Origin of the sequence: Luteimonas sp. MC1750, from assembly GCF_016615955.1 — a bacterium.
GTDB lineage: Bacteria > Pseudomonadota > Gammaproteobacteria > Xanthomonadales > Xanthomonadaceae > Luteimonas.
Window position 1 is genome coordinate 1,448,367 of record NZ_CP067113.1, and the last position, 20,713, is coordinate 1,469,079.

The 20,713-nt window shown below is 70.8% G+C and carries 16 protein-coding genes; 6 read left to right on the top strand and 10 right to left on the bottom strand.

Translation table 11 applies throughout. The features are described 5' to 3' along the window. Nucleotides 1-44: 44 nt before the first annotated feature. The 7 genes from rseP to pyrH form a co-directional block, all read right to left on the bottom strand. Entirely contained in the window at nt 45-1,403 is a 1,359-nt protein-coding gene (rseP, locus tag JGR68_RS06785; protein ID WP_199362172.1) for an RIP metalloprotease RseP, read from the bottom strand. 10 nt (nt 1,404-1,413) lie between these two features. Continuing rightward, nucleotides 1,414-2,598, bottom strand: a complete 1,185-nt coding sequence (locus JGR68_RS06790) for a 1-deoxy-D-xylulose-5-phosphate reductoisomerase (RefSeq protein WP_199362272.1) — start codon at nt 2,596-2,598, stop codon at nt 1,414-1,416. Further along, the gene (locus JGR68_RS06795) at nt 2,583-3,407 is read right to left on the bottom strand and encodes a phosphatidate cytidylyltransferase (RefSeq protein WP_199362171.1); all 825 of its coding nucleotides are present in this window, start codon (nt 3,405-3,407) and stop codon (nt 2,583-2,585) included. Before JGR68_RS06795 ends, JGR68_RS06790 begins: the two co-directional genes overlap by 16 nt. Then, the gene (gene uppS / locus JGR68_RS06800) at nt 3,404-4,165 is read right to left on the bottom strand and encodes a polyprenyl diphosphate synthase (protein WP_199362170.1); all 762 of its coding nucleotides are present in this window, start codon (nt 4,163-4,165) and stop codon (nt 3,404-3,406) included. The genes JGR68_RS06795 and uppS overlap by 4 nt, the downstream gene beginning before the upstream one ends. A gap of 10 nt (nt 4,166-4,175) precedes the next feature. Continuing rightward, nucleotides 4,176-4,733 carry a ribosome recycling factor gene (gene frr / locus JGR68_RS06805; protein ID WP_199362169.1) on the bottom strand — a complete coding sequence of 186 codons (558 nt, stop codon included), beginning with the start codon at nt 4,731-4,733 and terminating at the stop codon, nt 4,176-4,178. Nucleotides 4,734-4,764: 31 nt separating this feature from the next. Next, nucleotides 4,765-5,715, bottom strand: coding sequence for a cation diffusion facilitator family transporter (locus tag JGR68_RS06810; protein WP_199362168.1), 951 nt, complete (start codon nt 5,713-5,715; stop codon nt 4,765-4,767). 83 nt (nt 5,716-5,798) lie between these two features. Continuing rightward, the gene (gene pyrH, locus JGR68_RS06815; protein ID WP_199362167.1) at nt 5,799-6,521 is read right to left on the bottom strand and encodes a UMP kinase; all 723 of its coding nucleotides are present in this window, start codon (nt 6,519-6,521) and stop codon (nt 5,799-5,801) included. A gap of 237 nt (nt 6,522-6,758) precedes the next feature. On the opposite strand from pyrH, the gene JGR68_RS06820 reads away from it, so the two are divergent. Then, nucleotides 6,759-9,956: a TonB-dependent receptor gene (locus JGR68_RS06820; protein ID WP_199362166.1), complete on the top strand. Its 3,198-nt coding sequence runs from the start codon at nt 6,759-6,761 to the stop codon at nt 9,954-9,956. A 69-nt stretch (nt 9,957-10,025) separates the two neighbouring features. On the opposite strand, the gene tsf is transcribed toward JGR68_RS06820, so the two are convergent. Together tsf and rpsB are read right to left on the bottom strand one after the other, a co-directional pair. Then, complete coding sequence (gene tsf / locus JGR68_RS06825; RefSeq protein ID WP_199362165.1) at nt 10,026-10,895, bottom strand: translation elongation factor Ts; 870 nt, start codon at nt 10,893-10,895, stop codon at nt 10,026-10,028. An 87-nt stretch (nt 10,896-10,982) separates the two neighbouring features. Continuing rightward, the gene (gene rpsB / locus JGR68_RS06830) at nt 10,983-11,858 is read right to left on the bottom strand and encodes a 30S ribosomal protein S2 (RefSeq protein ID WP_199362164.1); all 876 of its coding nucleotides are present in this window, start codon (nt 11,856-11,858) and stop codon (nt 10,983-10,985) included. Nucleotides 11,859-12,156: 298 nt separating this feature from the next. On the opposite strand from rpsB, the gene map reads away from it, so the two are divergent. Genes map through dapE form a run of 5 tightly spaced genes read left to right on the top strand, consistent with a single transcriptional unit; the run spans nt 12,157 to nt 18,328 of the window. Continuing rightward, the gene (gene map, locus JGR68_RS06835; protein ID WP_199362163.1) at nt 12,157-12,933 is read left to right on the top strand and encodes a type I methionyl aminopeptidase; all 777 of its coding nucleotides are present in this window, start codon (nt 12,157-12,159) and stop codon (nt 12,931-12,933) included. A 1-nt stretch (nt 12,934) separates the two neighbouring features. Continuing rightward, a complete protein-coding gene (glnD, locus tag JGR68_RS06840; RefSeq protein ID WP_234446616.1) occupies nt 12,935-15,568 on the top strand; it encodes a [protein-PII] uridylyltransferase in 2,634 nt (877 codons plus the stop codon). Continuing rightward, entirely contained in the window at nt 15,565-16,824 is a 1,260-nt protein-coding gene (gene dapD / locus JGR68_RS06845) for a 2,3,4,5-tetrahydropyridine-2,6-dicarboxylate N-succinyltransferase (protein ID WP_199362162.1), read from the top strand. Before glnD ends, dapD begins: the two co-directional genes overlap by 4 nt. A 14-nt stretch (nt 16,825-16,838) precedes the next feature. Then, nucleotides 16,839-17,201 carry a Spx/MgsR family RNA polymerase-binding regulatory protein gene (locus tag JGR68_RS06850; protein WP_199362270.1) on the top strand — a complete coding sequence of 121 codons (363 nt, stop codon included), beginning with the start codon at nt 16,839-16,841 and terminating at the stop codon, nt 17,199-17,201. Next, nucleotides 17,198-18,328 (top strand): succinyl-diaminopimelate desuccinylase, encoded by a 1,131-nt coding sequence (gene dapE / locus JGR68_RS06855; protein ID WP_199362161.1) that lies wholly within the window; start codon nt 17,198-17,200, stop codon nt 18,326-18,328. Before JGR68_RS06850 ends, dapE begins: the two co-directional genes overlap by 4 nt. A gap of 15 nt (nt 18,329-18,343) precedes the next feature. Here the strand turns inward: dapE and JGR68_RS06860 are convergent, their stop codons facing one another. Beyond that, entirely contained in the window at nt 18,344-20,704 is a 2,361-nt protein-coding gene (locus JGR68_RS06860; RefSeq protein WP_199362160.1) for a penicillin acylase family protein, read from the bottom strand. Nucleotides 20,705-20,713: the final 9 nt, after the last annotated feature.

Sequence of the window (20,713 nt, forward strand, 5' to 3'; positions counted from 1 at the left end):
TGCGTGGGGGTGGGGCGGTGGGTCCGGCGGTCTTGCATGCGGCGTCATCGCACCAGTTGCAGGATGTCGTTGTAGAACGCCAGGCCCATCAGGCCCGCGAGCATCGCCAGGCCGACGTACTGCCCGGCGATCATGGCGCGCTCGCTCAAGGGGCTGCCCTTGACCAACTCGATAAGGTAATACAACAGGTGACCGCCGTCCAAGATCGGGATCGGCAGCAGGTTGATGATCGCCAGGCTCAGCGAGAGCAGGGCGAGGAAGTTCAGGAACCAGGCCGGGCCCAGGTTCGCGGAGGCGTTGGCATAGCGGGCGATGGTGATCGGCCCGGAGACGTTCTCGACCGACGCCCGGCCGCTGGCCATGCGCCAGACCATGCCCACGGTGTCGCGGGCCAGGCGCCAGGTCTCGCCGAAGGCCGCGGGTACGGCCGCGATCGGCCCGTGGCGCAGGGTGGCGTCGTGTTCCGCGCCGGCGCCGGCATCGGGTTCGATGCCCAGGGCCCAGAAGGGCTCGCCACCGTCGGTCGGGGTGGCCAGGGACGGAACGATCTCCAGCGCCAGCCGCTCACCGTCCCGGTCGACCTCGACCATGCCGCCGCCGCCCTGTTCGCCCAGCGCCTGCACCAGCGGCCGGATGTCGGAGAACGCGTGCACCGACGTGCCGTCGATCGCGGTGATGCGGTCGCCCTCGGCCAGAACCCCCCACGCGGCGCCATCCTCGACCACCCGGCCGACGTCCGCGGGGCGCACGAAGGCCTGCGGCACCAGGCCGATGGCCTGCATCGCACGGCGCTGGTCCAGCTCGGCCGGCAGGGTGGACAGGCGCAGGCTGCGTGACGCGTCCTGGCCGGCGGCGGTGCGCAGCCGCACCTCCACGTCGCGGCGGTCGATGGCGGCGGTCACCAGCGCCATCGAGGCCTCGCTCCAGGTGGGCGTGGCGCGGTCGTCCACGGCCAGCAGGGTGTCGCCGCGCGCAAGGCCGGACGCCGCCGCCACGCCCTGCACCTGGCCGAGCACGGGCTGGTAGTCGGGGCGCCCGATCACGAACATCGTCCACAGCAGGGCCACGCACAGCAGCAGGTTGGCGGCCGGGCCGGCGGCGACGATGGCGATCCGCTGCCAGACCGTCTTGCGGTTGAATGCGGCGTCGCGTTCGTCCGCGCCCACGTCGCCTTCGCGCTCGTCGAGCATGCGCACATAGCCGCCCAGCGGCAGGGCCGCGATGACGTACTCGGTGCCGTCGCGGCCCAGGCGGGTCCACAGCGGGCGTCCGAAGCCGACCGAGAAGCGCAGCACCTTGACGCCGTTGCGGCGCGCCACCCAGAAATGGCCGAATTCGTGGAAGGTCACCAGCACGCCCAGGCTGACGATCATCCACCAAACCGAACCGAGGAACGTCATCATGGCGTGCTCGTCAGGAGCCCTGGCGGGAGAGGGCGGCGCGGGTGCGGTGGCGGGCCTGGGCGTCGGCCTCGCGCAGCGCGTCCAGCGACGCGGCGGGGACGGCCGGCAGCGCGGCCAGCGCGTCCTCGACCAGGGCGGGAATGGACAGGAAGCCGATCCGGCCCTGAAGGAAGGCTGAAACCGCCTCCTCGTTGGCTGCGTTGAGCACCGCGGGGGCCGTACCGCCGGCGCGCAGCGCGTCGAAGGCGAGGCGCAGGCAGGGAAACGCCGCGGTGTCCGGGGCCTGGAAGTCCAGCCGCCCCTGGGCCAGCAGGTCCAGCCCGCCGACCCCCGAGGCGATCCGTCGCGGCCAGCCCAAGCCGACCGCCAGCGCCGTGCGCATGTCCGGCAGACCCAGCTGGGCGAGGGTGGATCCGTCGACGAACTCGACCAGCGAATGCACCAGGCTCTGCGGGTGCACCAGCACGTCGATGCGGTCGGCCGGCAGGCCGAACAGGTGGTGGGCCTCGATGACCTCCAGGCCCTTGTTCATCAGGGTGGCCGAGTCGACCGAGATCTTCGGGCCCATCGACCATTTCGGATGGGCGACGGCCTGGGCCGGTGTCACGTCGGCCAGCGAGGCGCGATCGCGGCCGAGGAAGGGACCGCCCGACGCGGTCAGCACCAGCCGGCGCACGTCGGCGCAGTCGCCGTCGGCAGGCAGGCACTGGAAGATGGCGTTGTGTTCGCTGTCGATCGGGATGATCCGCGCGCCATGCCCGCGGGCGGCGGCCATTACCAGCTCGCCGGCCAGCACCAGGGATTCCTTGTTCGCCAGCAGCAGGCACTTGCCCGCGCGTGCGGCGGCCAGGGTCGAATCCAGCCCGGCGGCGCCGACGATCGCGGCGACCACGGTGTCGCTGCCGCCGTCGGCGGCGAGCGAGGCGATGGCGTCCATGCCCGCATGGGCCCGCGTCGCCAGGCCGGCCTCGCGCAGGCCTTCGCGCAGGCGCGGCAGCGCGGCCTCGTCGGCGATGGCGGCGTCGTCGGGCCGGTGCCGGCGGCAGGCGTCGAGCAGCGCGTCCACCTGCTGGCCGGCGGCGAGCACCGAGGCCCGCATCGCGTCCGGATGCCGGGCGATGACGTCGAGCGCCGAACCGCCGATCGAGCCGGTGGCGCCGAGGACGGCGACGCGCTGCATCAGAAGCCCAGCCAGATCTTGCCGAGCGCGAACACCGGGAGTGCGGCCAGCACGCTGTCGATGCGGTCCATGACGCCGCCGTGGCCCGGGATCAGGTTGCCCGAGTCCTTCACCCCGACATGGCGCTTGAGCAGGCTTTCGAGCAGGTCGCCGACCACCGAGAACAGCACCGTGAGCAGGCCCACCAGCGCCACCAGCGGCAGCTGGGCCACGCCGGTGCCGAGGATCCACGCACCGACCACCGCCACCAGCACGCCAAGCAGCGCGCCGCCGACCAGGCCGGCCACGGTCTTGTTGGGGCTGATCCGCGGCGCCAGCCGGCGCTTGCCGAAGGCGCGCCCGGCGAAGTACGCGCCGGTGTCGGTGCCCCAGACGATCATGAAGGCCAGCAGCAACCAGCCGGGCCCGTCATTGTGGAGGAGGGCGAGGCCACACCAGGCGGGCACCACGGCCAGGGTGGCGGCGGCAAGCTTGAACACCCGCGCATGCGTGTCGTGGTCGGAGGCGAAGTCGTAATGCACCAGCCACAGCATGGCCAGCAGCCACCAGACCACGCCCACGACCACCGCGAGCTTGAACAGCACGAGGGTCGCGGCCGTGCCGCCGGTGCCCCAGACCAGCGCCACCATCAGCATCAGGTTCAGCACCAGCAGGGCGCTGCGGGCGAGGGAATCGTCCACCTCGGCCAGGCCGAACCATTCCCACAGGGCGGCGAGGAACACGATCGCCGCGGCCAGCATCATCCAGGGCGTGGGCAGGAGCAGCACGGCGGCGATGGCCACCGGGGCCATCACGAGCGCGGCGAGGACGCGGGTACGGGTCATTGGGCCTCCATGGGATTGGCCGTGGCCACCTGGTCTGCGGTCAGTCCGAAGCGCCTCTCGCGGCCGGCGAAGACGTCCAGCGCCTGCTGGAGGGTCGCTGCGTCGAGGTCCGGCCAGAGCACGTCGGTGAACCAGAGTTCGGTATAGGCGAGCTGCCAGAGCAGGAAATTGCTGATCCGCACGTCGCCGCCGGTGCGGATGAACAGATCCGGCGGCGGCAGGTCGGACAGGGCGACGTGGCGCGCGATCGCCGCCTCGTCGATGTCGTCGGGGCGCAGGCGTCCCTCGGCCACCTCGACCGCCAGCGCACGCGCGGCGGCGGCGATGTCCTGGCGTCCGCCATAGCTGGCGGCGATGGCCAGGGTCAGCCGGTGGTTGCCGGCGGTCAGGGCCTCGGCGGCGTCCATGCGCGCGATGATCCCGGCGTCGAAGCGGCCGCGTTCGCCGATGAAGCGCACGCGCACGCCGCGGCGATGCAGCTCGGCCACCTCGCGGTCGAGCGCGTTGAGGAACAGCTTCATCAGCGCGCCCACCTCGTCGGCCGGGCGGCCCCAGTTCTCGCTGGAAAACGCGAACAGGGTCAGCGCCGCGATCCCGCGCTCGATGCAGAAGTCGATGCACAGGTTGACCGCGCGCGTGCCGGCGCGGTGGCCGATCATGCGCGGCCGGCGCCGGCGCGCAGCCCAGCGCCCGTTGCCATCCATGACAATGGCGACGTGGCGCGGGACGGCGGTGGTCGTGGCGGACGGGGCGCTCATGCCGGCGCCATCAGACCGCCATCAGCTCCTGTTCCTTGGCCTTGACCACGTCGTCGACGTCCCGGATCGCGTCGTCGGTGATCTTCTGGATCTCGCCCTCGAAGCGGCGCTCGTCATCCTCGCTGATCGCCTTTTCCTTCAGCAGGTCCTTGGCCTGCTGGTTGGCGTCGCGGCGGATGTTGCGGATCGCGACCTTGGTCGACTCGCCTTCGGAGTGCACCAGCTTGGTGAGCTCGCGGCGACGCTCCTCGGTCAGCGCGGGCAGGTTGATGCGGATGGTGGTGCCGGCCGTGTTCGGGGTGAGGCCCAGGTCGGAGGCGAGGATCGCCTTCTCGACCGCCGCGACCATGGGCTTTTCCCACGGCGTGATGGTCAGCGAGCGCGCGTCGCTCACGGTCACCGACGCCACTTGGGTCAGGGGCATGTCCGAGCCGTAGTAGTTGACCTTCAGGTGGTCGACCAGCGCGGTGGAAGCGCGGCCGGTGCGGACCTTGGTCAGGTCGTGGCGCAGGGTTTCCACGCTCTTGGCCATGCGCGTCTGCGCGTCCTTCTTGATCTCGTTGAGCATCGGCTGCCCGCTCCTGTTCGCAATCGCGGGATTATAGGCCATGCCGGTGCGCGCAGGCCTCCGGCGCATGCTCCCGGTCGATGCAGGCATCGCCGCCCCGCTCGAGCTGGAGGGTGGCGTGGTCGATGCCGAAACGCGATTTCAGCTCCTCGCGCGTCGCATGGATGAACGCGTCGTCGTCGCCACCGCCGGGCCGGACCAGGTGCGCGGTCAAGGCCACGGCGCCGGCGCCCAGCGACCAGATATGCAGGTGGTGCACCGAGGCCACGCCGGGCAGCCCGGCGATGAACCCGCGCACCTCGCTGGTGTCGATGTCCGTCGGGACGGCATCCATGGCGGCGTTGAAGCTGTCGCGCAGCAGGCCCACCGCGCCGGCCGCGATCACCACGCCGACCAGGAGCGCGATCGCCGGATCGAGCCAGGCCCAGCCCCACAGCAGCATGCCCACGCCGGCCACCACGGTCGCCAGCGAGATGGCGGCGTCGGCCATCAGGTGCAGGTAGGCGCCGCGGCGGTTGAGGTCGCCATGGCCACCGCTGACCATCAGCGCCGTGCCGAGATTGACCGCGATGCCGATCGCCGCCACCACGATCACGGTCATCCCCGGCACCTCCGGCGGCGCGCCCAGCCGGCGCAGTGCCTCCCACGCCAGCGCGCCGGACAGGCCGACCAGCAGGACCGCGTTCGCCAGTGGCGAGAGCAGGGTCGCGCGTCGCCAGCCATAGGTGTGGCGCTCGGTCGGCGGCCACTGGGCGACGGCCGCCGCGCCCCAGGCCATGGCCAGGCCCAGCACGTCGCCCAGGTTGTGCAGCGCATCGGACAGCAGCGCCAGCGAACCGGTCAGGAAGCCGTAGGCCGCCTCGACGATGGTGTAGGCGAGGTTGACGAGGGTGATCAGCGCGAAGGTGCGCGTCGCGCTGCCCGGCGGCGGCGCGTGGTGGTGATGGTGATGGCCGTGGCCGCCGTGGTCATGCTGGTGCATGCGGCCAGCCTGCCATCCCGGTCGGCCCGGACACTATTCCAGTCGCGGCGGTGTCGCGCACGCGGAAGGCGTGCGCGCCGGACTCAGCTCCGGCCCTGCACCAGGGTGCCGATCGGCTCGCCCTTGAGGATGCGCAGCAGCTGGCCCGGCTGCTCCATGTCGAAGATGCGCAGGGGCAGGTCGCTGTCGCGCGCGAGCGCGAATGCCGCCGTGTCCATCACCTGCAGGTCGCGGCCCAGGACTTCGTCGTAGCTGAGGCGCTCGAACCGCGTGGCATCCGGATTCTTCTTCGGGTCCGAGTCGTAGACGCCATCGACCTTGGTCGCCTTGAGCAGCAGGTCGGCGCCGATCTCGATCGCGCGCAGCGCGGCGCCGGAATCGGTGGTGAAGAAGGGATTGCCGGTGCCCGCGGCGAAGATCGTGATCCGGCCCTTCTCGAGGTGGCGGACCGCGCGACGGCGGATGTAGTCCTCGCAGACGTCGTTGATCTTGATCGCGCTCATCACGCGCACCTTGGCGCCGAGCTTTTCCAGCGCGTCCTGCATCGCCAGCGCGTTGATGACCGTGGCCAGCATGCCCATCTGGTCGCCGGTCACCCGGTCCATGCCGCCGGCGGCGAGTCCCGCGCCACGGAAGATGTTGCCGCCGCCGATCACCAGCGCCACCTCGGCGCCCGCGGCCTGCGCCTCGATGACCTCGGCCGCCAGGCGGTGGATGACCTTGGGATCGATGCCGTAATCCTCGTCCCCCATCAGCGCCTCGCCGGACAGTTTGAGCAGGACACGGCGATAGGCGAGCTGGGACATGTGCGGATTCCGGTGGGCAAACCGGGCGGATGTTACCAGATGCGCCATAGTCCGCCGTTCCGGGTGTCGGCTCCCTGTGTCGGGCCCGTCGTGGCGTGATCGTCATCACAATGTTCAGGTTTCATTTATGAAAAGTTCCTGACTTCTTCGTGTCATCCGTGCCTGAACCATGACCTCAGGCAGGCGACGCGGGGAAATTTCCCGACCCTCAGGGTCATATTGCGGGGAGACTTCAGCGTGCAGGAAGACACATCGCGTTACAGGAACGGACTGGCGGGCATCCGGCGCAGCGCACTCTGCGTGGCACTGGGCTTCTGCTTCGCCGGGGCCGTACAGGCCCAGAGCACGACCGGCAGCGTGTACGGCACGGTTCCGTCCGGGGAGGGGGTCAGCGTCGTCGCCAGCAACAACAGCGGCTTCAGCCGCACCGTCGAGGCGGATGCCGGCGGACGGTACAACTTCAGCACCCTGCCGGTGGGCGAGTACACGCTGACGGTGCAGCGTGGCGGGGATGTCCTGGGCAGCCGCAACGTGGTGGTCCGCGCCGGTTCGGGCGTGGACATTTCCTTCGCAGGGTCGGCGGGCGCGACCACGATGGAGGCGGTCACCGTGACCGGCTCGTTCGTGCCGCCAATCGACATCTCGGCGACCGACACGCGCAGCGTCATCACCGCCGAGCAGATCGAGCGGCTGCCGCTGCGGCGCTCGGCCGAGGCCATCGCGCTGCTCGCCCCGGGCGCGATCTCCGGAGCCGGCGGCTACTTCGACAACCTGGTCTCGTTCGGCGGCTCGGGCGTGTCCGAGAACGCGTACTACATCAACGGCTATTTCAGCGGCGAGCCGCTGTCCAACCTGGGTGGCTTCAGCCTGCCGTTCGGCACCATCGACCAGCAGGAAACCTACATCGGCGGCTACAGCGCGAAGTACGGCCGCTCCGCCGGCGGCGTGATCAGCCAGATCGGCAAGCGCGGCACCAATGACTGGACCTTCGGCGGCCAGGTGGTGTTCTCGCCCAAGTCGCTGCGCGAGGACAACGACGACCTGTACTTCCCGTCGATCGACCTGAGCGGTGCCAACGCCAACCCCAACCTGCCCAGCACCTGTGGACCGGATCCGGACGGCCCCACCGGTCCTGCGGTGCCCAACGAGTTGTGCCAGTGGGCGTACGAGGATCCCGACCGTCCCGGAACCCTGTACTCCCGGGGACGCGACGCCAGCTCCGAGAACCTGGTGTACAGCGCCTACGTGGGTGGTCCGATCATCCAGGACCGCCTGTTCTTCTTCGTCGGCGCCGAATACTCCAGCACGGAGAGCACCTATTCGCCGACCGCGCTGGGCAGCCCGCGCCGGGAAACGCGTGACCAGGACAGCCCAAAGCTCTATAGCAAGCTCGACTGGAACGTCAGCGACGACCACCTGCTGGAACTGACCTATCTGCGCGAGAAGATCGACCGCGACGGCGCGTTCTACGACTACGACTTCGACACCGGCTCCGTCGGCGAGCGGCTGACCATCTCGCCCACCCCTATCGAGCAGGAGAACGAATACAGGATCCTGAAATACACCGGGTTCCTGAACGACGTCCTGACCCTGAGCGCGGTCTACGGCGAGAGCGAGTTCACCAACCGGCAGATCAACGCGGGCATCCTGCCGGGCGTTCCCTACGTCGTGGGCGCGACCAACCAGAACCCGGCGATCGTCGGGTCCAGTCCGATCCCGAACCGCCAGCCGGCCTACCAGGGCCGCGATGGCATGAGCGAGACCAAGGCGCTGCGTGCCGACCTCGAATGGGTCGTCGGCGACCACACGCTGACCTTCGGCATCGACAACATCGAGTTCGAGGCGACCAACGAGGGCACCTCGCAGGAAGCGGAATACTGGCAGTACGCGCGCGTCGCCGACCCCAACAGCAACCTCGCGCCGGCGCTCGGCGTGGGGGCGCCGGGCAGCAACTATTACGTCCGCGAGCTGCGCTACTTCACCAACACCAGCATGTCGCTCGACCAGAAGGCCTGGTACATCGAGGACCGCTGGAACGTGACCGACAACCTGCTGCTGTCGATCGGCGTGCGCAACGACCAGTTCACCAACAAGAACAACTTTGGCGAGACCTACATGGACGCCAAGGACCAGTGGGCGCCCCGCCTGGGCCTGTCCTGGGACGTCTTCGGCGATGCCTCGGCCAAGCTGTTCGCCAACGCCGGCAGGTACTTCCTGGCGATGCCCAACAACGTCGCGATCCGCGGCGCCTCGGCATCGACCTTCACCTACGAGTACTTCACCTACAGCGGAATCGATCCCGACGGCCGCCCGACCGGGCTGACGGCGGTGCCTGGCGTCGGCGGCGCGCCCGCGCCGGGCCCGGTGTCGTCCAACGGCGAGACCGGCGCGGCCGTGGACGTGCTCGCGTTCGCCCCGTCCGACCTGAAGAACATGTACCAGGACGAGTACATCATCGGCTTCGAGAAGATGCTCGGCGAGACGTGGATGGCCGGCGCCAAGCTGACCTACCGCGACCTCAAGTCCTCGATCGACGACGTCTGCGATCCGTACTCGCTGATGGACGCGGCGGGCCTGGAGATCTACGGCGAGCAGGACGGCAAGTACCTCGCCAGCAGCGCCGAGCTGGGCCAGGTGGAAGTCGCGTACTGCTACATGTTCAACCCCGGGGGCACCAACACCTTCAGCCTCGCCAACGTGGATGACGCCGGCAATCCCACCGGAAGCCGCGTCAACGTCACCATGGGGCCGCAGGACTGGCGCTTCGAGGAAGGCATGAAGCGCGAGTACAAGGCGCTCGACCTGTACTTCGAGCGTCCGTTCGACGGCAAGTGGGAGGCGCGGGTCGACTACACCCTGAGCTTCAGCGAAGGCAACAACGAAGGCCAGGTGAAGTCCGAGTTCGGCCAGAGCAACATCTCCAAGACCCAGGACTGGGACGTGGCCGAGTTGATGCGCTACGCCTCCGGCTACCTCGCCAACGACCGCAGGCACCAGCTCAAGGTCCGCGGCAGCTACGCGATCACGCCCGAGTGGCTGGTTTCGGGCAACCTGCGGGTGGAGTCGGGCATGCCGATCAGCTGCCTGGGCCTCTACAACCCGGACGGCAGCATCGACGAGAACACCTCCGATGCCGATCCCGTGGGCTACGGGGCGAGCTACCACACCTGCTTCGGTGAGGTGGCCACGCCCGGTGACGAGCGCACGTCGTGGAACAAGGCGCTGGACCTGGGCCTGACCTACAACCCGCAGGCCTTCGACAACCGGCTCACGCTCGGGATGCAGGTGCTCAACGTGTTCAACCAGAACGAGACGCTGCAGGTGGACGTCACCTCGGGGACCGACGCCCCGTACACGGTGTCCAACACCTACCTGCTGCCGATCTCCAGGCAGACCCCGCGGTACGTGATGTTCTCGGCGGCCTACCGCTTCTGACCATCGCGCAGGCAAAAAAAATCCGGCCCCGCAAGGGGCCGGATCCTGTCCAGGCGAGGGCGCGGGCGGTTACGCCAGGCCGGCCTGCTTCATCACTTCGGCCGCGTAGTCCTCGACCACCTTCTCGATGCCTTCGCCGACGGCGAGGCGCTCGAAGCGGACGACGTCCGCGCCGGCGGCCTTGAGCACCTGCTCGACCGACTTGTCGGTGTCGAGCACGTAGGGCTGGCCGTACAGGGTGACCTCGTTGACGATCTTGGCGATCTTGCCGCTGATGATCTTCTCGAGGATGTCGGCCGGCTTGGCCCGGTCCTTGTCGCTCATCTTCGCCAGCTCGATTTCCTTCTCCTTGGCCAGGAACTCGGCCGGAACGTCGGATGCCTTGTTGTGCGGCGGGTTCATCGCCGCGACGTGCATGGCGAGGCTGCGCGCGAGTTCGGCGTCGCCGCCCTGGAGCTCGACCAGCACGCCGATGCGGCCGCCGTGGACGTAGCCGGCGACGGTGTTGCCGCTCTCGAGCGAGATCATGCGGCGGACCTGCACGTTCTCGCCGACCTTGGCGATCAGCGCGGCGCGGGCTTCCTCGACGGTCTGACCGCCGACGGTGGCGGCCTTGAGCGCGTCGATGTCGTCGACGCCGACCGCGGCCTGGGCCACGGTCTCGCAGAACGCCACGAAGTTCTCGTCCTTGGCGACGAAGTCGGTCTCGGAGTTGATCTCGACGATGGCGGCGCGGTTGCCGGCCTGCGCGAACGCGACGCGGCCTTCGGCGGTGACGCGGTCGGCCTTCTTGTCGGCCTTGGCCAGGCCCGACTTGCGCAGCGCCTCGGCGGCGGCGTCGATGTTGCCGCCGGCTTCGGTGAGCGCCTTCTTGCACTCCATCATGCCGGCGCCGGTGCGCTCGCGCAGTTCCTTGACCTGGGATGCGGTGATTTCCATTGGGGACCTCGGGATCTGTGGGTGTTTCAAAGTGCGCGGCCGCGCATGGTGGCGCGGCCGCGTGTCAGGCGTGCGAAGCCGAGCGGCTTACTCGGCCGGCTTGGCGTCTTCCGCCTTGGCCTCGTCAGCCTTGGCCTCGTCAGCCTTGGCCTCGTCGGCCTTCGGCTCGTCGGCCTTGGCCTCGGTGGCCTCGGCCTTCTTGCGGGCCGGGCCGCGGCGCGGCTTGTCGCCATCGGCGCCGTCGGTGAACTCTTCCTCGCGCACGGTCGCGGCGCTCGGCGCGGCGGCCTTGCCCTCGAGCACGGCGTCGGCGGCGGCGCGGGCGTACAGCTGCACGGCGCGGATGGCGTCGTCGTTGCCGGGGATGGCGTAGTCGACCAGGGCCGGGTCGTAGTTGGTGTCGACGACCGCGATCACCGGGATGCCGAGCTTCTTGGCTTCCTTGATCGCGATGTCCTCATGGCCGATGTCGATCACGAACAGCGCGTCCGGCAGGCGGTTCATTTCCTTGATGCCGCCCAGCGAGGCCAGCAGCTTGTCGCGCTCGCGGCGCAGGCCCAGCACTTCGTGCTTGACCAGCTTGTCGAAGGTGCCGTCGGTCTCGCCGGCTTCCAGCGTCTTCAGGCGCGAGACCGAGCCCTTCACGGTGCGGAAGTTGGTCAGCGTGCCGCCCAGCCAGCGCTGGGTCATGTACGGCATGCCGCAGCGCTCGGCCTCTTCCTTGATCGGCTCGCGCGCGCTGCGCTTGGTGCCGACGAACAGGATCATGCCGCGCTTCTGGGCGATGCCCGAAATGAAGTTCATCGCGTCCGAGAACAGCGGGACGGTCTTCTCGAGGTTGATGATGTGGATCTTGCCGCGGGCACCGAAGATGTACGGCGCCATCTTGGGGTTCCAGTAGCGCGTCTGGTGGCCGAAATGGACGCCGGCTTCCAGCATCTGGCGCATGGTGATCTGGGGCATTGCAGAACTCCTGGCATGGAACCCGGCCGCCGGAAGGGTAGGGGCGGCTTGCCCGCGCGGAGGCGGGCGATGGGTTCCGGGGTTGGGCCTCCCCGCCGCCTCCGTATCCAGATCCCGGCCTTCGCAGGCGCGGGACACCCCGGAACGGGTGGTTGCAGCGGGTGTGTATTCGACGGTGGCGCCCGTCGTGGGCGGCTCCGGGCCGGGGTCCGGCTGCGGAACCCGTTGATTCTAGCCGCCCGGGCCTGCAGGGGCAAGGTCCGGACAGCAGCGCCCGCCGATGGGCGATAATGCGCGGATGGCCATCACCCCCAAGACCCCCGAACAGATCGAGAAGATGCGCGCCGCCGGCCACCTGGCTGCGGAGGTGCTGCAGATGATCGCCCCGCACGTGAAGCCCGGCGTGAGCACCGAAGAGCTCGACCGCCTCTGCCACGAGCACATCGTCAACGTGCAGCAGGCCACGCCGGCCAACGTCGGCTACAAGGGCTATCCCAAGGCGACCTGCATCTCGGTCAACAACGTCATCTGCCATGGCATCCCGAACGAGGCCAAGGTCCTGAAGGACGGCGACATCGTCAACATCGACGTCACCGTGATCAAGGACGGCTGGCACGGCGACACCAGCCGCATGTATTTTGCCGGCACGCCGTCGGTGATGGCGAAGCGGCTGGTCGAGGTCACGCGCGAAGCGATGTTCCGCGGCATCCGCGCGGTCAGGCCGGGCGCGACGCTCGGCGACATCGGCCATGCCATCCAGAGCTACGCCGAGGCCGAGCGCTTCAGCGTGGTGCGCGAGTACTGCGGCCACGGCATCGGCAAGGTCTACCACGAGGAGCCGCAGGTGCTGCACTACGGCCGCCCGGGCGAGGGCGTGGTGCTGGAGGCAGGCATGACCTTCACCATCGAGCCGATGATCAACGAGGGCACGCGCCACACCCGGCTGCTGCCCGACGGCTGGACCGTGGTCACCAAGGACCGCAAGCTCTCGGCGCAGTGGGAGCACATGGTGGCGGTGACCGCCGACGGCGTGGACATCCTCACCCGCCTGCCCGGCGACGACAACGATTTCTGACGTGGACGCGGCCGCGCCTTCCGATGCGCAGGGCCGCAGCGATGTCGCCGGCGATGCAAGCTGGGCGCAGCTGCGCCGCGAGCAGCTGGCCGCGGGCGCGGCAGCGCTGGCGGCACGCTTCGACGCCGGTGGCGATGTCAGCCGCCTGATTGCCGAGCGTGCGCACGCGGTCGACGCGGTGCTGGCGGACACCTGGCGGCGCTGCGTGCCGGACGATGCCGGGCTGGCGCTCTTCGCCGTGGGCGGCTACGGCCGCGGCAGCCTGTTCCCGCATTCCGACATCGACCTGCTGGTGCTGGCCGAACGCGAGCCCGACGACGTCGCCGGTGCCGCGCTGTCGCGCCTGTTCGCCCTGCTGTGGGACACCGGGCTGGCGGCCAGCCACGCCGTGCGCACGCCGACCCAGTGCACGGAGGCCGCCGCGGACATCAGCGTGATGACGGCGCTGATCGAGGCCCGGCCGGTCGTCGCCGCCGAGGCCGCCCGCGCGGCGCTGGCGCGGGCGATCGCGCCCGACCGCGCCTGGCCCGCGCGTGACTTCTTCGTGGCCAAGGCGCGCGAGCAGGAGGCGCGCCATGCGCGCTTCGGCGACACGTCGGACAACCTCGAGCCCAACCTCAAGGAAGGGCCCGGCGGCCTGCGCGACCTGCAGACCCTGGGCTGGATGGCGCGCCGCGCATTCGGCACCCACGAGCTGGAGCCGCTGGTCGCGCTGGGTCACGTCGGCGCCGACGAGTCGGCGGCCCTGGGACGCGAGCGCCAGGCGCTGGAGCGGCTGCGCTACGGCCTGCACCTCGTGGCCGGTCGCGCCGAGGACCGCCTGCGCTTCGACCACCAGAAGGCGCTGGCCGAGCGGCTCGGCTTCGCCGACGACGCGCGCAACCTGGGCGTCGAGAAGATGATGCAGGGCTTCTACCGCAGCGCGGCGGTGGTGCGCCGGATCGGCGACCGCCTGCACCAGCGCTTCGAGGAGCACTTCGACGGCGCTGCCGAACCGGAGCCCGTCGACGCGCGCTTCGAACTGCGCCGCGGCTACCTGGCCGCGCGCGACCACGGCTGGCCGCACGGCGACATCGGCCAGGTGTTCGAACTGTTCGCGGCCTGGGCGCGCCTGGGCGAACTGCGCGGACTGCATACCCACACCGCGCGCGCTCTGGCCGAGGCGCTCGACGCCCTGGCCCCGTATACCTCGGCCAGCGACGCGCAGCGCGCCGCGTTCCTGGCGCTGCTGCGCGGCCCGGCGCCGGTGCGCGGCCTCGAGCGCATGGCGCGGCTGGGCGTGCTGGGGCGCTGGATCCCGGCGTTCGCACAGGTGTCCGGACGCATGCAGTTCGACCTGTTCCACGTCTACACCGTCGACCAGCACACGCTGGCGGTGCTGCGCAACCTCGCGGCCTTCGCCAGCGGCGAGGCCGACGAGCGCTTCTCGCGCGCGCACGAGGTGCATCCGGGCCTGCGCAAGCCCGAGCTGCTGTTGCTCGCGGGACTGTTCCACGACATCGCCAAGGGTCGCGGCGGCGACCATTCCGAGCTCGGCGCGGTCGACGCGCGCGCCTTCTGCGAGACGATGGGGCTCGGCGAAGGGGACACCGCGCTCGTCGAGTGGCTGGTGCTGCGCCACCTGCTGATGTCGGTCACCGCGCAGAAGCAGGACATCGCCGACCCGGCGGTGATCCATCGCTTCGCCACCGAGGTCGCCGACCGCGAACGCCTGGACTACCTCTACCTGCTGACCTGCGCCGACATCGCCGGCACCTCGCCCAAGCTGTGGAACGCGTGGAAGGACCGCCTGCTCGCCGACCTGCGCGATGCCACGCGCCTGGCGCTGCGGCGCGGCCTGGAACATCCGGTCGCCGCCGCCGAGCGGATCGCCGAGACCCGTGGCGCCGCGTCGAAGCGGCTGGCCGACGCCGGCATCGCGCCCGCCACGGCCGACGCGCTGCTCGACAGGTTCCCCGCGCACAGCTTCCTGCGTGCCCGCGCGGAACAGATCGCCTGGCAGGCGCAGGCGCTCCATGACGCCCGTGGCGACGACCCGGTGCGCGCGGTGGTCAAGGCTCGCCTGGTCGCGCCCGGCAGCCAGGCGATGGAGGTGTTCGTTCACGGCGCGGACCGCGACGGGCTGTTCGCCGCGATCGTGGTCACCCTCGACCGCCTGGGGCTGGCCATCCAGCAGGCGCGTGCGCTCGATGGCCCGGGCGGCGCGGTATTCGACAGCTTCCAGGTGCTGCCCGAGGACGCGCGCGCCGATGCGGATCCGCACGCGGTCGCACGCAAGCTCGGCGCGGTGCTGGCGGGTCCGCTGGACCGGGTGCGGCCGGCGCAGCGCACGCTGCCGCGGCACCTGCGCCATTTCCGCATCGCCCCGCAGGTCGAGTTCGCCACCGGCGCCGACGGCACGAGCACCGTGCTGAGCCTGGTGGGCACCGACCGCCCCGGCCTGCTGGCCGATGTCGCGCACGTGCTGCGCAGCGAAGGGCTGCGCGTGCACGACGCGCGCATCGCGACCTTCGGCGCACGCGCCGAGGACGTGTTCCGGGTGACCGGAGAAGACAAGCAACCGCTGGACGGGGAGGCCTGCGCGCGGCTGCGCGCGGCGCTCCTGGCCAGGATCGACGGAGAAGGATCGAAATGAGCATTGCGAAGAAGGCCCGCGCGAAGAAGGCGTTGGCCACGGGTTCGGCTGCGGGCAAGGCGGCAGCGAAGCCTGCGGCGGCAAAGAAGTCCGCCTCCAAGAAGTCTGCCGCCAAGAAGTCTGTCGCGAAGGCGCCTGTGGCAAAGAAGTCCGTTGCGAAGAGTCCGGTAGCGAAGAACGTCGCAACGGCGAAGGCCGCAACGAAGAAGGTCGCATCGAAGAAGGTCGCAGCGAAGAAGTCTGTAGCGCGGAACCCTGTCGCCAAGAAAGTCCCGACGAAGAAGTCCGCGACGAAGCCAGCAGCCAAGGTCACCGCGACCGCCGGAGGCATGATGCCGGCTGCGTCCGGTGCGTCCGGTGCGTCCCGTGTCGCCGGTGGCGCCGGCGCCGCCGAGGCCCCGGCGCATCCGCACGTGGCGGATGCCGACCGCGAGCTCGCCTTCATGATCGACAGCGCCTGGGCGCGGCGATCGATGCTGACGCCCGAGGAAATCGAGGGCTCGACGCGGCTGCTGGTCGACCAGGCCATCGAGGGCCTGGAGGCCGGGCGCCTGCGCGTGGCCGAGCCCGATGGCAAGGGCGGCTGGCACGTCAACGAATGGCTGAAGAAGGCCGTGCTGCTGTACTTCCGCGTGCAGGAGATGGAGCTCGGCGAGCAGTACCCGGCGCCGTACTGGGACAAGATCCCGATGCGCTTCGAGGACTTCGACGAGGCCGCGTTCCGCAAGCTCGGCGCGCGTGTCCTGCCCGGCGCGATCGCGCGCCGCGGCGCGCACATCGGCCGCGACGTGGTGCTGATGCCCTCGTTCGTGAACATCGGGGCCTGGATCGGCGCCGGCACGATGGTCGACACCTGGGCCACGGTGGGGTCCTGTGCGCAGGTCGGCAAGCACTGCCACATCTCCGGCGGTGCCGGCATCGGCGGCGTGCTCGAGCCGCTGCAGGCCGCGCCGACGATCATCGAGGATCATGTCTTCGTCGGGGCCCGGTCCGAGGTGGTGGAGGGCGTCATCGTCGGCCACCACAGCGTGATCGGGATGGGCGTCTTCCTCGGCCAGTCGACCCGCATCTACAACCGCATGACCGGCGAGACCAGCTACGGCGTGGTGCCCCCGGGCAGCGTGGTGGTGGCCGGCTCGCTGCCCGCGGCCGACGGATCGCATTCGCTCTACTGCGCGGTGATCGTCAAGCAGGTCGACGCGCGCACGCGCGCCAAGACCTCGGTCAACGAGCTGCTGCGCGGACACGCGCAGTGAGCGGGGACGCACCGGTGGCCGCCACGCTGTACGGCCTGAAGAACTGCGATACCTGCCGCAAGGCGCGCAAGTGGCTCGACCGCTTCGACATCGCCCACGACTTCGTCGACTACCGGGAGGAAAAGCCTTCGCCCGAGACCCTGCTGGAGTGGTCGGCGAGGCTGGGCGGCTTCGAGGCCATGGTCAACAAGTCGTCCATCACCTGGCGCGAGCTGCCGCCCCACCGCAAGGCCGCGGGCTCGGACGCCGAGTGGAAGCTGCTGCTGCGCGAGTATCCGCAGCTGATCCGGCGGCCGCTGGTGGTGACCGCGGATGGCACCGTCACCCAGGGCTTCAGCGACAACGGCTTCCGCAAGCGCTTCGGGACCGACGCGTGAGCGACGTGCTGGCCCTGGCCTGCGAACTCATCGCGCGGCCCTCGGTCACGCCGGACGATGCCGGTTGCCAGGCGCTGATCGCGGAGCGGCTGGCTCGCGCCGGCTTCCTCTGCGAGTCGCTGCGCTACGGCGAGGTCGACAACCTGTGGGCCACGCACGGCAGCGGCGCGCCGGTGCTGGTGTTGCTGGGCCACACCGACGTGGTGCCGCCGGGTCCGCGCGCGGCGTGGGCCAGCGATCCCTTCGTGCCCGACATCCGCGATGGCGTGCTGTACGGGCGCGGCGCTGCCGACATGAAGGGCAGCGTCGCGGCCTTCGTGGTCGCGCTGGAACGCTACGTGGCGGCGCACCCCGACCACCGCGGCACGGTGGCCCTGCTGCTGACCTCGGACGAGGAGGGCGACGCGATCGACGGCGTGCGCCGGGTGGCGGAAGAGTTCCGCCGTCGAGGCCAGCCCGTCGACTGGTGCGTCACCGGCGAGCCCTCGTCGAGCGAGCAGCTGGGCGACCTGCTGCGCGTGGGACGGCGCGGGTCGCTCAGCGGGGCCCTGACCGTGCACGGCGTGCAGGGACACGTCGCCTATCCGGACAAGGCGCGCAATCCGGTGCATGAAGCGCTGGCGGCGCTGGCCGAGCTCACCGGCCGCCGCTGGGACGCCGGCTACGAGAGCTTCCCGCCCACCAGCCTGCAGATCAGCAATGTCGCCGCGGGCACGGGTGCGGGCAATGTGATTCCGGGCGAACTGCGGGTGGACTTCAACCTGCGCTACAACCCGCACTGGGACGCCGCGCGGCTGGAGGCCGAGATCGAGACGGTGCTCGAGCGCCATGGGCTGGACGTCTCGCTGCGCTGGCACCGGAGCGGCGAGCCGTTCTTCACTCCGGAAGGGCCGCTTCGGGCGGCGGCGCGCGAGGTGCTGGCCGCGTCGGCGGGCGCACCGCCCGAGGAAAGCACCGGCGGTGGCACGTCGGACGCGCGCTTCATCGCGCCCCTGGGTGCGCAGTGCATCGAGATCGGCCCGGTGAACGCGAGCATCCACCAGGTCGACGAGCATGTCGCCGTGGCCGACCTGGAGGCCTTGCCCGACCTTTACCTGGCGCTGCTGGAACGCCTGCTGCCCGGCTGACCCGGGCGCGGCGGCTCAGTTCCCGAGCGCGAGCGTATGCAGCGTGTCGCCGGGAAGGAATGGCGACGGCCGCCCCTGGACCCAGTCCGCGTGGCCGGCGCCCCAGAACGGCGACAGCGGATGCCCGCTCTGTCCGCCGGGCTGGTGGATGATGCCCTCGGCCTCGCGGCCCGGCGCAACGATCATGCGCTGCGAGGCGCCCATGGCCGGCGCCTGCACGCGCGGCATGTGGGCGTCGCCCGGCAGCGGATCCGCCGGCATGCACAGCGCGCCGCGCAGGGCGCCCGGCAGCACCTGCGCCAGCGGATGGCAGATGCGCGCGGTATTGGCTTCCCCCCAGCTGCGTTCGCCCAGCGGCCCCTGGCCTGCGAGGTCGTCGCGCACGGCGGCGGCGGCCTCCTCGAACAGCGCGTCCCAGCTCGCATGTCGACGCGGCAGCAGGTGCCCAGGACGCTGCGAGACCAGCGGCCAGGCCACGCCTTCCAGCTGTGCCAGCGGCGGCATTTCGAAGTCCTCGCCCAGCGCCGCGCGCGCCGGCGCCAGCAGGCCCTCCGCGATCCGCGCGTTGACCTCGACCCGCCAGGCCCGCACCAGCCGATAGCCCGTGGACTCGATGGACGCGTGGCCGCTCCAGTCGTCGGAGGCATCCGCGAGCGCACGCAGGGCGGGGAGATCCCCGCCGCGCGCGCGTTCAAGCATCAGTGCGTGCCAGCGCTCGAGGAACAGGGCGCGATCGTCGAGCTGGATCGCCAGCAGGTCGCGTTCGTCGAATCGCTCGCGTGCGCGCAGTGCGTCGCGGATCTGCGCGCCGCGCGCGCCCAGCGCGTAGCCACCGTCGCCGATGGTCGCCAGGGCGGCCCCGTCCACCACCCGCGCATTGGCGGTCCAGATGCGATCGGCGGTCGGCGATGCCACGGTCGGGCCGTGGCGGGTGCCCATCGTCCATGGCGGGCAGTCGCTCGCCGCGGGCTCGATCGGCGCCGTCGGATCGCAGCCCGCCGCGCGCAGCGGAACCGGTCCCAGCAGGCGCCACGCGATGCGGCCGGCGCTGTCGCCGATGACCAGGTTCTGGTTCGGGAGCGCGATGTCGCGCGCCAGCAGCAGGGCGCGTTCGATGTCCGGGACGCGCGCCATGCCGGCCAGGCCCAGGTTGATCGCACCGGGCAGGTGGGCGGTCCAGCGCAGCGTCAGCACACGGCCGTCGGCCAGGCGATGGAGGACCGGTCCCCAGGACGATTCCTCGACCTCCAGGTCTTCGGGCTCGCCGCCTGCCACGTCGATGCGTTCGCGGTGGCGCGCGAGCGGCGTGCAGGTGTCGCTGGCCGGCCCGTCGCACGGCGTCTCGAGCGCCCAGTCGAGGTAGTCGCCATAGCTGTTGGTGAAGCCCCAGGCCACGTGTCCGTTGCTGCCGACGATCACCGCGGGCAGCCCGGGCAGGGTGAATCCGGACACGTCGACCTGGCCGCCCGGCGCCCGCGGGTCGGGGTGGCGCAGCCGCGCCCGGAACCAGATCCCGGGGGCGCGCAGGCCGAGGTGCATGTCGTCGGCGACCAGGGCCGAGCCGTGCGCGGTCAGCGTGCCGGCCACGGCGAAATTGTTGCTTCCGACCGCGGGTGGCTCGGCAGGCGGCGCTCCGGCCTGCGGCTCGCCGTCGGGCGTGGGCAGCGTACGCAGGTCGACGACGTCCGCCCCGGGCAGGACCGCGTCGCCGATGGCGCGGCCCACCAGCGGCGCATCCCAGTCCGACCCCGCGTGGGCCACCAGCGCGTACAGTGCGTCGGGCAGGTGCGGCCGGGCTTTCCACAGCGCCAGTTCGCGCGCGTTGCCGGCGTCCTGCAGGTCGAAGTACATCGCATGCCCGACCAGCACCGAGTCCTCGGGCATCCAGGGTTCGGGCGTGGCGCGCAGCAGCAGGTAGGGCCAGGGCCGCGTGCGCAGCGCGGACATCCCGGCGTTCACGCCGTCGGCATAGGCCAGCAGCAACCTGCGCTCGGCCTCCGGTGCGGCGGCGACCTCGGCGCGTGCGCGGGCGCGCATGCGGTGGACGCGGTGGCGGCGGTCGACGTCCAGCGCGGCCGGGCCGAACAGCGCGGCCAGCTCGCCGGCTGGCGACCGGCGCATCAGGTCCATCTCGAAGGCGCGCTCCTGGGCGTGCACGTAGCCGAGTGCGCGGACGGCGTCCAGGCCATTGGCCGCATCGACGGTCACCACGCCAAGCGCGTCGCGCGAGACGTCTGCCGGCGCCGACAGGCCGGCGAACGCGGCATGGCCGTCAAGCTGCGGCAGGCTGCCGCGCAGCGCCCACCAGGCCAGCAGCGCCAGCACCAGGGCCAGCGCCACCAGAAGTCCCGCGATGCGGGCGAACCACTTCACCATCGGCACACC

Coding starts and splice junctions, on each gene's coding strand:
- rseP (WP_199362172.1), bottom strand. CDS start 1,403: ATGATGACGTTCCTCGGTTCGGTTTGGTGGATGATCGTCAGCCTGGGC.
- JGR68_RS06795 (WP_199362171.1), bottom strand. CDS start 3,407: ATGACCCGTACCCGCGTCCTCGCCGCGCTCGTGATGGCCCCGGTGGCC.
- uppS (WP_199362170.1), bottom strand. CDS start 4,165: ATGAGCGCCCCGTCCGCCACGACCACCGCCGTCCCGCGCCACGTCGCC.
- frr (WP_199362169.1), bottom strand. CDS start 4,733: ATGCTCAACGAGATCAAGAAGGACGCGCAGACGCGCATGGCCAAGAGC.
- JGR68_RS06810 (WP_199362168.1), bottom strand. CDS start 5,715: ATGCACCAGCATGACCACGGCGGCCACGGCCATCACCATCACCACCAC.
- pyrH (WP_199362167.1), bottom strand. CDS start 6,521: ATGTCCCAGCTCGCCTATCGCCGTGTCCTGCTCAAACTGTCCGGCGAG.
- tsf (WP_199362165.1), bottom strand. CDS start 10,895: ATGGAAATCACCGCATCCCAGGTCAAGGAACTGCGCGAGCGCACCGGC.
- rpsB (WP_199362164.1), bottom strand. CDS start 11,858: ATGCCCCAGATCACCATGCGCCAGATGCTGGAAGCCGGCGTCCATTTC.
- map (WP_199362163.1), top strand. CDS start 12,157: ATGGCCATCACCCCCAAGACCCCCGAACAGATCGAGAAGATGCGCGCC.
- dapD (WP_199362162.1), top strand. CDS start 15,565: ATGAGCATTGCGAAGAAGGCCCGCGCGAAGAAGGCGTTGGCCACGGGT.
- JGR68_RS06860 (WP_199362160.1), bottom strand. CDS start 20,704: ATGGTGAAGTGGTTCGCCCGCATCGCGGGACTTCTGGTGGCGCTGGCC.